This is a genomic window from Aquibium pacificum (assembly GCF_040839445.1).
In the GTDB taxonomy this organism is placed as follows: Bacteria; Pseudomonadota; Alphaproteobacteria; order Rhizobiales; family Rhizobiaceae; genus Aquibium; species Aquibium pacificus.
Genome location: NZ_JBDPGJ010000002.1, coordinates 478,156 through 492,534 on the forward strand (window position 1 = coordinate 478,156; position 14,379 = coordinate 492,534).

At 65.0% G+C, this 14,379-nt stretch carries 11 protein-coding genes; 8 read left to right on the top strand and 3 right to left on the bottom strand.

Going from position 1 to position 14,379, the window contains the following annotated elements; genetic code table 11:
• Positions 1-3 precede the first annotated feature (3 nt).
• A complete protein-coding gene (locus tag ABGN05_RS08655; protein ID WP_367953607.1) occupies positions 4-1,236 on the bottom strand; it encodes a multidrug effflux MFS transporter in 1,233 nt (410 codons plus the stop codon).
• Positions 1,233-1,709: a MarR family winged helix-turn-helix transcriptional regulator gene (locus ABGN05_RS08660; RefSeq protein ID WP_367953608.1), complete on the bottom strand. Its 477-nt coding sequence runs from the start codon at positions 1,707-1,709 to the stop codon at positions 1,233-1,235. The genes ABGN05_RS08655 and ABGN05_RS08660 overlap by 4 nt, the downstream gene beginning before the upstream one ends.
• Positions 1,710-1,831: 122 nt before the next feature.
• On the opposite strand from ABGN05_RS08660, the gene ABGN05_RS08665 reads away from it, so the two are divergent.
• The 3 genes from ABGN05_RS08665 (at position 1,832) to ABGN05_RS08675 (ending at position 6,869) form a co-directional block, all read left to right on the top strand.
• Positions 1,832-3,883, top strand: coding sequence for a M3 family metallopeptidase (locus ABGN05_RS08665; RefSeq protein WP_367953609.1), 2,052 nt, complete (start codon positions 1,832-1,834; stop codon positions 3,881-3,883).
• 123 nt (positions 3,884-4,006) lie between these two features.
• A complete protein-coding gene (locus ABGN05_RS08670) occupies positions 4,007-5,572 on the top strand; it encodes an alkaline phosphatase D family protein (protein WP_367953610.1) in 1,566 nt (521 codons plus the stop codon).
• 214 nt (positions 5,573-5,786) lie between these two features.
• Positions 5,787-6,869 (top strand): site-2 protease family protein, encoded by a 1,083-nt coding sequence (locus ABGN05_RS08675; RefSeq protein WP_367953611.1) that lies wholly within the window; start codon positions 5,787-5,789, stop codon positions 6,867-6,869.
• A gap of 7 nt (positions 6,870-6,876) precedes the next feature.
• On the opposite strand, the gene ABGN05_RS08680 is transcribed toward ABGN05_RS08675, so the two are convergent.
• The gene (locus ABGN05_RS08680) at positions 6,877-7,131 is read right to left on the bottom strand and encodes a hypothetical protein (RefSeq protein WP_367953612.1); all 255 of its coding nucleotides are present in this window, start codon (positions 7,129-7,131) and stop codon (positions 6,877-6,879) included.
• Between the two features lie 207 nt (positions 7,132-7,338).
• Here ABGN05_RS08680 and typA point away from each other — a divergent pair, with 207 nt between their 5' ends.
• The 5 genes from typA (at position 7,339) to nirD (ending at position 14,367) form a co-directional block, all read left to right on the top strand.
• Positions 7,339-9,174, top strand: coding sequence for a translational GTPase TypA (gene typA / locus ABGN05_RS08685; protein ID WP_367953613.1), 1,836 nt, complete (start codon positions 7,339-7,341; stop codon positions 9,172-9,174).
• Positions 9,175-9,320: 146 nt separating this feature from the next.
• Complete coding sequence (locus ABGN05_RS08690) at positions 9,321-9,923, top strand: ANTAR domain-containing response regulator (protein ID WP_367953614.1); 603 nt, start codon at positions 9,321-9,323, stop codon at positions 9,921-9,923.
• A 2-nt stretch (positions 9,924-9,925) separates the two neighbouring features.
• Positions 9,926-11,164: a CmpA/NrtA family ABC transporter substrate-binding protein gene (locus tag ABGN05_RS08695; RefSeq protein ID WP_367953615.1), complete on the top strand. Its 1,239-nt coding sequence runs from the start codon at positions 9,926-9,928 to the stop codon at positions 11,162-11,164.
• Positions 11,165-11,578: 414 nt separating this feature from the next.
• The gene (nirB, locus tag ABGN05_RS08700; RefSeq protein ID WP_367953616.1) at positions 11,579-14,029 is read left to right on the top strand and encodes a nitrite reductase large subunit NirB; all 2,451 of its coding nucleotides are present in this window, start codon (positions 11,579-11,581) and stop codon (positions 14,027-14,029) included.
• Positions 14,026-14,367, top strand: a complete 342-nt coding sequence (gene nirD / locus ABGN05_RS08705) for a nitrite reductase small subunit NirD (RefSeq protein ID WP_373695910.1) — start codon at positions 14,026-14,028, stop codon at positions 14,365-14,367. The genes nirB and nirD overlap by 4 nt, the downstream gene beginning before the upstream one ends.
• The last annotated feature ends 12 nt before the right edge of the window (positions 14,368-14,379 follow it).

Below are 14,379 nucleotides of genomic sequence, written 5' to 3' on the forward strand. Positions count from 1 at the left end.
GCGTCAGCCGGATCCGATCCGCGTGACGCCCGGTGGCTCCGGAAGCAGGCTCCAGCCGATCCAGGCCGCGATCGCGATGAACCCCATGGCGGGAATGATGGTTGCGGTCGCTACCACCGGATCGCCCATCAGCGCAGCGACGGTCCCGCCGAGCAGTCCTCCGCCCATCTGCATGAAGCCGGACATCGAGGATGCCGAACCGGCGATGCGGGGAAACGGCGCCACGGATGCGACCATCATGGCGGGCATGATGAAGGCGATGCCGAACGCGTAGGAAGCGATCGGTCCCATGACGCTCAGGAACGAAGGCGGTGCGATGCGCAGCAGCACCGCGATGGCGAGAGCGCCGGCCCCGACGAAGGCCAGTCCGACCGGCACGAGGCGTGCCGCCGGTATCGTCCGCAGCAGTCGCCGTACGATCAGCGATCCGACGAAGAAGCTGCCCGATTGCATCAGCATGCCGACACCGAATTCGGTGGCGGTAAGGCCGACGCGGTCGATCAGGATGAAGGGCAGCACCGTGGCGAGAGTGTAAAGCGCGCCGACAGTCCCGGCGACCACGAGGCTCGACAGCATGAAGTAGCTGCTGCCGAGGAGCGCCGAATAGGACTGTATGAGCGCGCGCGGCCTGATCCGCGACAGGTCCCTGGGTACGGTCTCCCGGAGCCCCAGATGCGTCGTCACGATGACGCCGGCTCCCATTGCCACCATGACGAGGAAGATCGCGTGCCAGCCGGCGAGCTCCATGATGATGCCGCCCAGCGTCGGCGACAGCGCCGGACCGACGGCCAGGATGATGGCTTGCAGGTTCATGATGCGCGCGGCGCGGTCATTGTGGAAGAGATCGCGTATCAAGGCGCGCGAAATGGCCACGCCCACCGCCGCGCCGGCCCCCTGGAAGAAGCGGGCCGCGATCAGGACCTCGACGGATGGCGCAAAGAGTGCGACCACGCTTGCGGCGAGATAGAGGGTCATGAAGGCGATGATAATCGGCTTGCGCCCGAACCCGTCCGACATGGGTCCGCAGATCAGTTGCGAGAAGGCGAAGCCGGCAAAATACAGCGACAGGGTCAGCTTGACCGCCGATTCGGTCGTGCCGAACGCGTCGACGATCTCGGGCATGGCGGGGGTGTAAAGCGCCATCGACACGGGGCCGACCGCTACCATGAAGGCGCCGATCAGCCCGACGCGGCGTTCCGTCATGAAGGCCCGGTTCTCGGGCGGCAGCGCATTCATTCGCCGGTCTCCACGACAGCCGGGGCCTTGCACTTCATTCCGGCAAGGTCCTCGCGGATGCGCCTGAGGTTCGACATCAGCGCATCCCATTCGTCGGAGCGCATGGTCCGGCTCAGATCCGCGCGCAGCGAGTCTCCGAGCGCGCGCAGTTCCTCGACCACGCCTTCCGCCTCGGAGGTCAGGGACACGAGCTTGGCGCGCCGGTCGGCCGGATCGACCGCGCGGCTGACCAGGCACCGCTGCTCCAGCCGGTCGACATAGCCGGATAGCGTCATCGCCTCGACGCCCATGCGCTCGGCCAGCACGTTCTGGCGCACGGTTCCGATACGCGCGATGTTCAGGAGGGTCCTGCCTTCGCCCGGCGTGACCGACAGGCCGGCAGCGGCAATGCGGCGCTCCATCTCCGCGCGGATGAGGCGGGAGATATCGCCGACGATGAAGCCGAAGCTGTCGCTGTCTTGTCTGGTGGGCATCTTTGTAAGGGGTACTTATTATCAGTTTCACTTATAGAACCGGGCCCTCTTCGGTCAAGTCCGTTGCGCACGGGCCGAACGCGACCTACATCCGCGTCGAACGATTCAGAAGGTCCCACGCTTTGCACACACACGGTTCAGAACTCCTCGCTGGTCCGCTCGTTGAATGGACCGGACCGCTCGGCCTGCCCGACTTCACTAGGATCAGGGACGAGGATTTTTCATCTGCCTTCGAAACGGCGTTCGAGGCGCACGAGGCAGAGATCGAGGCGATCGCTGCGCGTGCCGATCTGCCAACGATCGACAACACCCTTGCCGCGCTGGAACTCGCCGGGCGTCCACTCGGGCGCATCTCGGCGATCTTCTGGTGCAAGGCCGGCGCGAACACCAATGACGCGATCCAGGCGCTGGAGCGCGAGATTTCGCCGAAGATGGCCAGGCACTACTCCGCCATCGCGATGAACGAAAGGCTCTTCGCCCGGATCGACGACCTTTACTCGCGTCGGGATTCGCTCGGACTGGATCCCGAAACCGCGCGTGTGCTCGAACTCACCTGGAAGAGTTTCGTCCGTTCCGGGGCGAAGCTCGCGCCCGACGAGAAGGAGCGGCTCGCGGCGATCAACCAGGAACTGGCATCGCTCGGCGCCCGTTTCGGTCAGAACGTCCTTGCCGACGAGCGCGGTTGGGCCTTGTTCCTCAACGAAGCCGATCTCGACGGCCTGCCCGGTTTCCTCAGGCGCTGCATGGCGGAGGCAGCCTCCTCCCGCGACCAGGAAGGTCGCTTCGCGGTGACCTTGTCGCGCTCGATCATGGAGCCGTTCCTGACGTTCTCGAAGCGCCGGGACTTGCGGGAGACGGCTTTCCGCGCCTTCGTCTCGCGGGGCGACAACCGCGGGGATACCGACAACCGCGACATCGTGAAACAGATGCTCGGCCTGCGCTCGGAGAAGGCGAAGCTCCTGGGCTATGGCTCCTATGCCGCCCTCAAGCTCGACAATACGATGGCGAAATCGCCGGAAGCGGTTGCACAGCTGCTCGATCCGGTCTGGGAGAAGGCGCTGGAAAAGGTCGCCGCCGACCAGGCGGAACTGACCCGCATCGCGGCCGCGGACGGCCTGAACGATGCCTTGGCGCCCTGGGACTGGCGCTACTTCCAGGAAAAGCTCAGGGCCGAGCGCTACGCCTTCGACGAGCTTCAACTGAAGCCCTACCTGCGGCTGGAAAATGTCATCGCGGCCTGCTTCGACGTCGCCAACCGGCTGTTCGGCCTCTATTTCGAGGAAAAGCACGAGGTGCCGGCATGGCATGCCGACGTGCGCGCCTTCGAAGTGAGGAACTCTGACGGCTCGCACCGCGCGGTCTTCCTGGCCGACTACTTCAACCGCCCCTCCAAGCGCTCCGGCGCCTGGATGAGTTCGCTGCGCACCGGCTATTCGCTGGGCGAGGGCGCCACGCCGATCATCTACAACGTCATGAATTTCGCCAAGCCGCCGAAGGGGCAGCCGGCGCTGCTCTCGCTCGATGAGGCGCGAACGCTGTTCCACGAGTTCGGCCATGCGCTGCACGGCATGCTGAGCGAAGTCATGTGGCCGTCGGTCTCCGGCACCGGCGTCAGCCGCGATTTCGTCGAACTGCCCTCGCAGCTCTACGAGCACTGGCTGACGGTGCCCGAGATCCTGCAGAAGCATGCGCGCCACAGCGAGACCGGCGAAGCCATGCCGCAGGACCTGATGGAGCGCATGGAAGCGGCGCGGAGCTTCGATGCGGGCTTCGCAACGGTCGAGTTCGCCGCGTCCGCGCTGATCGACATGGCCTATCACTCGCGCGCCGAGGCGCCGGAGGATCCGATCGCCTTCGAACTGGAGATGTTGAGCAAGCTCAAGATGCCGGACGCCATCGCCATGCGCCACCGCACGCCGCACTTCGCCCACGTCTTCTCCGGCGACGGCTACTCGGCGGGCTACTATTCCTACATGTGGTCGGAAGTGCTGGACGCCGACGCCTTCTCCGCTTTCGAGGAGACGGGCGACCCGTTCGACCCGGAACTGGCACGCAAGCTGCGCAAGCACATCTATTCGGCCGGCGGTTCCCGCGATCCAGAGGAACTCTACACCGCCTTCCGCGGTAAGATGCCGTCACCCGAGGCGATGATGGCCAAGCGCGGGCTGGTGTAGATCGGGCAGCTCGCTCTCGGGCGATGTCACAGAAATTTCAGGAAAAATTCACGCACCTTAGACGCGCCTGATACAATTGGATCGGATGTTCGCTCCCGTCACAGCCATCAGGGGAAGACAGCCATGAACCGATCCGTACACGTCTCGCGCCGCACCCTTCTCGCGGGTGCCGGCGCCACCGGCCTCGTCGCCGCCTCGGGGCTCGCGATGCCCTTCTATTCGCGCGCGAACACCCGTCCCGCCTTCACGCATGGTGTCCAGTCCGGCGATGTCGACATGTCGTCCGGCATGATCTGGACGCGCACCGATCGTCCCGCCCGCGTCATGTTCGAAGTCTCGACCACCGAGGATTTCGCCAATGCCCGCAGGCTCGCCTCGCTCGATGCGCTGCCGGAGAGCGATCTTGCCGTCAAGCGTCTGCTTGAGGAACTGCCGTCCGACCAGGATGTGTTCTACCGCATGACGGCCGCCGACCTTGCCGACATCAACTCGGTGTCGGAGCCGATCGTCGGCCGCTTCCGTACCGCGCCGGCCTCGAAGCGCAATATCCGCTTCGCGTGGTCGGGTGATACCGCCGGCCAAGGCTGGGGCATCGACGACACGGGCATGCTCACCTACGCAACCATGGCGAAGCACACGCCTGACTTCTTCCTGCATTCGGGCGACACAATCTATGCCGACGGCCCGATGAAGGACGAGGTGGAACTGAAGGACGGCACCAAGTGGGTCAACACGGTGCTGATCGACGAGAAGCGCAAGGTCGCCGAGACGCTGGACGAGTACCGCGGCCAGTGGAAGTACAACATGATGGACGAGCACTGCCGCGCGCTGAACGCAATCTGTCCGACCTTCTTCCAGTGGGACGACCACGAGGTGGTCAACAACTGGTCGTCCTCGAAGGACCTGACCGCCGACGACCGCTATACGGAAAAGTCGGTCGCGATGCTGTCGGCCCGCGCAGCCCGCGCCTTCCACGAGATGACGCCGATCCGCTACACGCCGGCCGAACCCGGCCGCGTCTACCGCAAGATCGCCTACGGACCGCTGCTCGACGTCTTCTTCCTGGACATGCGTTCCTATCGCGGACCGAACACCGAGAACATGCAGACGGAGGAAAGCGAAACGACCGCGTTCCTCGGCGCGCAGCAGATCGCCTGGCTGAAGCGCGAACTGGCCAATTCCAAGGCGACCTGGAAGGTGATCGCCGCCGACATGCCGATCGGCCTGGTGGTGCGCGACGGGGACACCAAATTCGAGGCCATCGCCAATGCCGAGAACGGCGCCACGAAAGGCCGCGAGTTCGAGATCGCCGATCTGCTCCGCTTCATCAAGAATGCGGGGATCGACAACACCGTGTGGCTCACGGCTGACGTCCACTACACGGCCGCGCACTACTACGACCCGTCGAAGGCGCAGTTCCAGGATTTCGAGCCTTTCTGGGAGTTCGTGTCCGGCCCGATCCACGCCGGCACGTTCGGCCCGAACGACCTCGACATGACCTTCGGTCCGGACCTGAAGTTCGTAGAGGCACCCGAAGCCGGGCAGGTCAATCTGCCGCCATCGGCCGGGCTGCAGTTCTTCGGTCTCGTCGACATCGATGGCCAGACGGAGCAGATGACCGTGCGTCTCATGGATCGCGGCGACGCCGAACTCTACAAGGTCACGCTCGACCCGATCCGCAGCGCCTGATCCTGCATCGATCGAGGGACGGCGGTTGGTTCGCCGTCCCTCGTTGTTCGTTCCCCGCAGAAGCCCGCAAAGCATTCTCATGGTCCCCGCGCGAGGCGGACACCTCATTCGACCTGGCATGACGCGGCACTCCGGCACTCCCGGGCAAATCTACGAACTGGCGGTTCCGCGCCTCAGTCGCTACATCTCGACTGACGCGACAGGAGTTCAGGCCATGCAGTGGTCGTTTCCCATAGCCCGTATCGCCGGCAGCGAGGTGCGCATCCACGTCACCTTCTTCCTTTTGCTGCTGTGGATCGGCATCGCGCATTTTCAGAACGGCGGAGGTGCGGCCGCGGCGGAAGGCGTGGCTTTCATCGTGGCCGTCTTCACCTGTGTCGTCCTGCACGAGTTCGGACACGCGATCGCCGCGCGGCGCTACGGCATCGGGACGCCGCGGATCACGCTCCTGCCGATCGGCGGCGTGGCGGAACTGGAAAGGATGCCGGAAAAGCCGTCGGAGGAGATTGTCGTTGCGCTCGCAGGCCCGGCCGTGAACGTTGTGATCGCTGCCGTGCTGATCCTCGTCATCGGCGCCCAGGTCGACGGCCAGACTCTGTCGGCCATGGAAAACCCGGCGCAGGGTTTTTGGGCGCGCCTCGCGGCGGTCAACGTCGTGCTGGTTCTTTTCAACCTCATCCCGGCCTTCCCGATGGATGGCGGGCGGGTGCTGCGCGCGCTGCTCGCTACGCGCTACCCCCGCGTGCGGGCGACGGAAATCGCGGGCACGGTAGGCCAGATCGCCGCCTTCCTGTTCGGTTTCCTCGGCCTCATCGGCGGCAACCCGCTGCTGATCTTCGTCGCGATCTTCGTCTATCTCGCCGCGAGCGCGGAGACACAGGCGATCGGCCTGCAGGACGCAGCGCGCGCATTCTCGGTCGAAGAAACCATGATCGTCAGATACGAGACGCTGGGTCCGGCTTCCACGCTGACGGACGCGGGGGATGCGCTGCTGCGGACGACTCAGCACGAGTTTCCGGTGGTCGACGGCGCCGGACGCCTCAGAGGGTTCCTCACCCGCGGCGCGCTCGTCGAAGGGATGAAGCATGGCGGCGCGTCGACGCCGGTGATCAACGTCATGACGCAGGAGATTCCGCATGTAAGGCGCGACGAGCGGCTGACCGCCGCGCTCGACGCGCTGCAGAAGAGCAGGGCGCCAGCCGTCGCCGTGCTGGATGCCCAGGAGCGTCTCGTCGGCTACGTCACGATCGAAAATATCGGTGAGTTGATGATGCTGCGCTCGGCAAGTGCCGGATAGCGGAGACTTAGTCCGGGAAGCAGACCGTCGGGATATCCGGCCACTTCGCCTCGTCGCATCCGGCCTTGTCGCGAATGCGCTGAAATTCCTTCGAAACCGGTCCGGTGATGACGGGATCGACCCATGCCAGGTCGGGTTTCCACTCGCCGCTGCTTTCCGCCTGCGGGGGCACTGCTTTTTCGGCATCCTTAATATCAGCTTCGCCGAAGGACGAGAGGGCCAGCGCAGACGCGACGAGAATGGTAGGGAGGACGAAGTTCATAACCGAATCTGCCCGCAATGGGTGGTTTGCAATCGCCATTAACGGCCCGGCAAGGTAAAGGTTCCGTCAACGGGTGGCGAAATGTGCCCGGAAGCACTACCTGCTTTCGGAAGGCACCTCTTTCGCAATTGCGAAAAACGCTGTATGTGCCGCCCAACCGTAATGCGGAGCGCTCCAGCGCCCGCCACGCACCCCCGAGTGAAACTTATGAATCTTCGCAACATCGCGATCATCGCGCACGTCGACCATGGCAAGACCACGCTGGTGGACAATCTCCTGAAACAGTCCGGCTCGTTCCGCGAGAACCAGCGCGTCGCCGAGCGCGCGATGGATTCCAACGACCTCGAGAAAGAGCGTGGCATCACCATTCTCGCCAAGGCGACCTCGGTCGACTGGAAGGACTATCGCATCAACATCGTCGACACGCCCGGCCACGCCGATTTCGGCGGCGAGGTGGAACGCATCCTTTCGATGGTGGATTCGGCCATCGTGCTGGTCGATGCGGCCGAAGGCCCGATGCCGCAGACCAAATTCGTCGTCGGCAAGGCGCTGAAGGTCGGCCTCAAGCCCATCGTGGTGATCAACAAGATCGACCGGCCCGACGCCCGCCACGTCGAAGTCGTTAACGAGGTGTTCGATCTCTTCGCGGCGCTCGACGCGACAGACGAGCAGCTCGACTTCCCGATCCTTTACGGCTCGGGCCGTGACGGCTGGGTGGCCGAAAACCCGGAAGGCCCCAAGGACCAGGGGCTCGCCCCGCTGTTCGACCTCGTGGTCAGGCACGTTCCGGCGCCGACGGTCCATCCCGGCCCCTTCCGCATGATCGGTACGCTGCTGGAGGCCAACCCGTTCCTCGGCCGCATCATCACGGGCCGCATCGAGTCCGGCTCTCTGAAATCCAACCAGTCGGTCAAGGTGCTGGCCAATGACGGGTCGCTGGTCGAGACCGGCCGCGTCTCCAAGATCCTCGCCTTCCGCGGTCTCGAGCGCCAGCCCATCGACGAGGCGCAGGCGGGCGACATCATCGCCATCGCCGGGCTCTCCAAAGGCACCGTCGCCGACACGTTCTGCGATCCGGCTGTCACCGAGCCGCTGCATGCGCAGCCGATCGATCCGCCGACCGTCACCATGTCCTTCATCGTCAACGACAGCCCGCTGGCGGGCACGGAGGGCGACAAGGTCACCAGTCGCGTCATCCGCGACCGGCTGCTGCGTGAGGCCGAAGGCAACGTCGCGCTGAAGATCGAGGAATCGACCGAGAAGGATTCCTTCTATGTCTCCGGCCGCGGCGAGCTTCAGCTCGCGGTGCTGATCGAGACCATGCGACGCGAGGGCTTCGAACTCGCCGTATCACGTCCGCGCGTCGTCATGCAGAAGGGAGAGGACGGCCAGCTCCTGGAGCCGGTCGAGGAAGTCGTCATCGACGTCGACGAGGAGCATTCCGGCGTGGTCGTGCAGAAGATGAGCGAGCGCAAGGCCGAGATGGTCGAGCTGCGCCCGTCGGGCGGCAACCGTCAGCGCCTGGTCTTCCACGCCCCGACGCGAGGCCTGATCGGCTATCAGTCCGAGCTACTGACCGACACGCGGGGCACTGCGGTGATGAACCGCCTGTTCCATTCCTACCAGCCCTACAAGGGCGAACTGGCCGGCCGGTCCAATGGCGTGCTGATCTCCAACGATCAGGGCGAATCGGTGGCGTTCGCGATGTGGAACCTGGAGGATCGCGGCCCGATGGTCATCGATCCGGGGGTCAAGGTCTACCAAGGCATGATCATCGGCATCCACTCCAGAGACAATGATCTCGAAGTGAACGTGCTCAAGGGCAAGAAGCTGACCAACATCCGCGCCGCCGGCAAGGACGAGGCGGTCAAGCTTACCCCGCCGATCCGCATGACGCTGGAGCGCGCGCTGGCCTGGATCCAGGACGACGAACTCGTCGAGGTCACGCCGAAGTCGATCCGCCTGCGCAAGCTCTATCTCGACCCCAACGAGCGCAAGCGCTTCGAGAAATCGATGGCAAACTATACGTCGATCTCCGCATAAGGCGCGCCAGCCGCTGTCCTTCGGCAGCAGCAGCACACCACCGGCCCGGTGTCCGGGCCGTTGACGGATTTTGGAAGAGACGGATGCCTTCGGCTTGCCGTTTTGCCGCATTGCGCAATCCGGCGGTTGCGGCAGGATTGGACGACATGTCGACAGGCCCAGCCCTCAAGATACTCGTCATCGACGAGAACAGGATACGCGCGTCGATCATCGAGGCGGGGCTGCGCGACGCGGGGCACCACGACGTTACACTCCTTCCCGACGTGAGCGGCATCGCCGCGCGGATCGAGACGCTGCAGCCCGACGTCATCGTGGTCGATCTGGAAAACCCCAATCGCGACATGCTGGAGAGCATGTTCCAGCTGACCCGCGCGGTAAAGCGGCCGATCGCGATGTTCGTGGACCGGTCAGACAGCGCGTCCATCGAAGCAGCCATCGAGGCAGGCGTTTCCGCCTACGTCGTGGACGGCCTGCGCAAGGAGCGCGTAAAGCCGGTGATCGAGATGGCGATCATCCGCTTCAACGCCTATTCGCGGATGGCGCGCGAGCTCGAGGAGGCACGCGGCGAACTCGAGAGCCGCAAGGTCGTCGATCGGGCCAAGGGCATCCTGATGACGTCGCGCGGCATGTCGGAATCCGAAGCCTACCAGCTCCTGCGCAAGACAGCGATGAACCAGAACCGCAAACTCGTGGACGTGGCGCAGGGGCTCGTCACGGCGGCCGACCTGCTCGGCAAAGGAGGCATCTGACCATGAGCGATCATCAGATCAATGCCGGGTTCATGCCGCTGTTCGACAGCGCCGTGCTGATCGTCGCCGGCGAACTGGGACTCGCCCGCGCCGAGGGCGTCGACCTCCGGCTCCACCGCGAGACTTCGTGGGCCAACATCCGCGACCGCATCGCCATCGGGCATTTCGACGTTGCGCACATGCTTGGGCCCATGCCGGTGGCCTGCAATCTCGGCCTGTCGCCGATCTCGTCCGACACCATCGTGCCGTTCTCGATGGGGCTGGGCGGCAACTGCGTCAGCGTTTCCAACGCGGTCTGGACGGGCATGGTCGCGCATGGCGCTCCTGGAGGCGTCGATCCGATGGCCGCGGGCAAGGCGCTGAAGCGCTTCATCGACGAGCGCGCGGCGAAGGGCCTGCCGCCACTGCGCTTCGCCGTCACCCATCCGCATTCCGGTCACAACTACGAACTGCGATACTGGCTGCGCGGCAGCGGCACGGATCCCCGTCGCGATGTCGAGATCGTCATCGTGCCGCCGCCCTTCATGGCCGACGCGCTGGCGGCCGGCCGCATCGACGGCTACTGCGTGGGCGAGCCTTGGAACAGCGTCACGGTGGTCAAGGGCACCGGCCGCATCGCCACCGTCAAGGCTGCGATCTGGAAGAACAGCCCGGAAAAGGTGCTCGGGGTGCGCAAGGCGTTTGCCGAGCGCGAGGGCGCGGCGCTGTCGGCGCTGCTGCGCGCGCTGCATCGCGCGGCGCGCTGGTGCCAGGAGCCGGCCAATCGGAACGACCTCGCCGAGTTGATGGCGCTGCCCGGGTATCTCGCCATGCCCGCCGCGCTGCAGATGCCGATGCTGACCGGCCATCTGGACCTGGGCGGCGAGATCGTCGACGTCGACGACTTCTACCTGCCTTTCGACAAGGCGGCGAACTTTCCCTGGAAGAGCCATGCGCTCTGGTTCTACAGCCAGATGGTCCGCTGGGGCGACGTCGCTCACAGCCGGGGCAATGCCGAGATCGCGCTCGGCACCTACCGACCCGACCTCTACCGGGAGGCGCTCAAACCCCTCGGCACCGCCCTGCCTGGGGCCAATTCCAAGGTCGAGGGGGCGCTGACCCAAGCGACGCCGGTGGGCTCCACCGGGGCGAGCCTCGTGCTCGGACCGGACGGATTCTTCGACGGCAAGGTCTTCGATCCGGACGCGCTGGAGGCCTATTTGGCCGACTCTGCCGTGGATGATGAAATCTCGCGCTTCTGAGTGCGACGCACAAGTATTGTGCACCGCAATGCACGATTTGCGAGCGCCTCTCCATTGGCCTGCGATGGTTACCACCCGCAGAACCGTTGATCTTGCTCGATAAATCCTTCTCCTGCGAGGTTGGCACGTTTCCTGCTTGATATCTCGCAGGTCCATTGCAGGGCCACATGTTTCGCGTCCAATGTCGGGCGCATCAGGCAAAGCCGCCGTTCAGGTTCTTCTCGCGACTCCGCATTGGGAGCGCAGAAGACCTGACCGGCGGCTTTTTTCGTTTCAGCCAGCGGCTGTGCCACGCCGCGAACGGAGCAAGAGATGACCAACCCCACGACAGCCGCGCGCCTGGCCCTTGCCGTCGTCACGTTGGCCGGCGAGGCCACGCTCCGGCCGGCCGAATAGCCGGCGGGAGATCGATCGATGTCGGAGAAGCTCGTCATCATAGGCAACGGCATGGCGCCGGGCAGGATGCTGGAGCACCTGCTGGACGCCGCGCCGGATCGCTACCGGATCACCATCTTCAACGCCGAGCCGCGCGTGAACTACGATCGTATCATGCTCTCCCCGGTCCTATCGGGCGAGAAGCAGTTCGACGAGATCGTCATCCATGGCGATGGCTGGTACGTCGACCACGGCATCACGCTGTACAAGGGCCATCGGATCGTGACGCTCGACCGCGCGGCCAAGACGGTAACATCGGATCGCGGCGTGACCGAAGGCTACGACAGGTTGGTCGTTGCCACCGGCTCGGTGCCCTTCATCATCCCCGTGCCGGGCAACGATCTGCCCGGCGTGCTCAGCTACCGCGACCTGGACGACGTCAGCGCGATGCTCTTGGCGGCGCAATCGCGGGACAAGGCCGTGGTAATCGGCGGCGGGCTGCTCGGGCTCGAGGCGGCCGCCGGTCTCAGGGAACGCGGCATGGACGTGACCGTGCTCCATGTCATGCCGACGCTGATGGAGCGTCAACTCGATCCGGCCGCCGGCTATCTGCTCCAGAAGGCCGTCGAGACGCGCGGCATCAAGGTGCGCACCAAGGCGAACACCAGACGAATCGTCGGCGACGGGAGGGTCGAGGGTGTCGAACTCGACTCCGGCGAGATCATACCGGCAACACTGGTGGTGATGGCGGTCGGCATCCGGCCGAACGTCGGCCTCGCCAGGGAGGCGGGGCTGGAGGTCAGGCGCGGCATCGTCGCCGACGACCGCATGATCACCTCCGATCCCGACATCCTCTCCATCGGCGAATGCACCGAGGTCGGTGGCCACGTCTACGGGCTCGTCGCGCCACTTTACGAAATGGCCAGAGTGGCGGCGGCCACGCTGGCGGACGGCGAGGACAGGCGCTTCGTCCATTCCGACACGCCGACCAAGCTCAAGGTCACGGGAATCGACCTCTACTCGATCGGCGACTTCGCCGATGGCGACGACCGCGAAGAGATCGTCCTGCGCGATGCCTCGGCCGGCATCTACAAGCGCGTCGTCCTCCGCGACAACAGGATCATCGGCACTGTCCTGTTTGGCGAGACCGCGGACGGCGCGTGGTTCAACGACCTGAAGAAGAAAGCCACCGACATTTCGGAAATGCGCGACACGCTCATCTTCGGCCAGGCGTTCCAGGGAGGCGTATCGGCAGACCCTCTCGGCGCCGTCGCCGCGCTGGCCGATGACGCTGAAATCTGCGGGTGCAACGGCGTCTGCAAGGGAAAGATCACGTCGACCATCCTTGCCAAGGGGCTGACATCGCTCAATGGCGTGCGCGCGCACACGAAGGCCTCGGCGTCGTGCGGGTCATGCACCGGGCTGGTCGAGAAGCTCATGACGCTGACATTGGGCGACAGCTACAATCCCGCCGCCGTCCAGCCGATGTGTGGTTGCACCGATCTCGGCCACGATGACGTTCGCCGGCTGATCAAGGCGAAGGGGCTGAAGACCATCCCGGCCGTGATGCAGGAGCTCGAATGGAAGACCTCCTGCGGCTGCGCCAAATGCCGGCCAGCACTCAACTACTACCTCGTCTGCGACTGGCCGGGCGAATACGCCGACGACTACCAGTCGCGCTTCATCAACGAGCGCGTCCACGCCAACATTCAGAAGGACGGCACCTATTCGGTGGTGCCGCGCATGTGGGGCGGCGTGACGTCGGCCACTGAACTGCGCGCCATTGCCGACGTCGTCGACAAGTTCGCCATCCCCACGGTCAAGGTCACCGGCGGCCAGCGCATCGACATGCTTGGCGTGCGCAAAGAGGACCTGCCTGCGGTGTGGTCCGATCTCGGCAAGGCCGGCTTTGTCTCCGGCCATGCCTATGCCAAGGGCTTGCGCACGGTGAAGACCTGTGTCGGCACCGACTGGTGCCGCTTCGGCACGCAGGACTCCACCGGACTCGGCATCCGCATCGAGAAGTTCATGTGGGGGTCCTGGACGCCGGCCAAGGTCAAGATGGGCGTCTCCGGTTGCCCTCGCAACTGCGCCGAGGCGACCTGCAAGGACGTCGGCGTGATCTGCGTGGACTCCGGCTACGAGATCCATTTCGCGGGCGCGGCCGGCCTCGACATCAAGGGCACCGAGGTGCTCGGGCTGGTCCGAACCGAGGACGAGGCGCTCGAGGCCATCGTCGCGCTGACCCAGATGTACCGCGAGCAGGGCCGGTACCTGGAGCGCATCTACAAATGGGCCAAGCGCATCGGGCTCGACGAGATCCGCCGCCAGATCATGGCCGAGCCTGACCGCCGGAAAGCCTACTACGACCGCTTCGTCTTCAGCCAGACATTCGCGCAGGTCGATCCTTGGTCGGAGCGCGTCGCCGGCAAGGACAAACACGAGTTCCGCCCGATGGCGGCGGTCAAGTTCGAGGAGGCCGCTGAATGAATGCGATGACCGGACGATGGGTCGCCGTGGGGTCGATAGACGACATCCCGCGGCGCGGGGCGCGCTGCGTGATGAACGGGGACATGGCCGTCGCCGTCTTTCGCACGGCGGACGACCGCATCTTCGCGCTCGAGGACCGATGTCCCCACCGGGGTGGCCCGCTGAGCCAAGGCATCGTCCATGACGGCTGCGTCACCTGTCCCCTCCACAACTGGGTGATCTCGCTGGAGAGCGGCCGTGCGCAAGGCGCCGACGAAGGCGCCACGCCCGCCTTTCCGGTCCGCCTGCAGGACCGCGTGATCTACCTCGATCTGACACCAGACCTCGCCACCGCCTGAATCAACAGACAG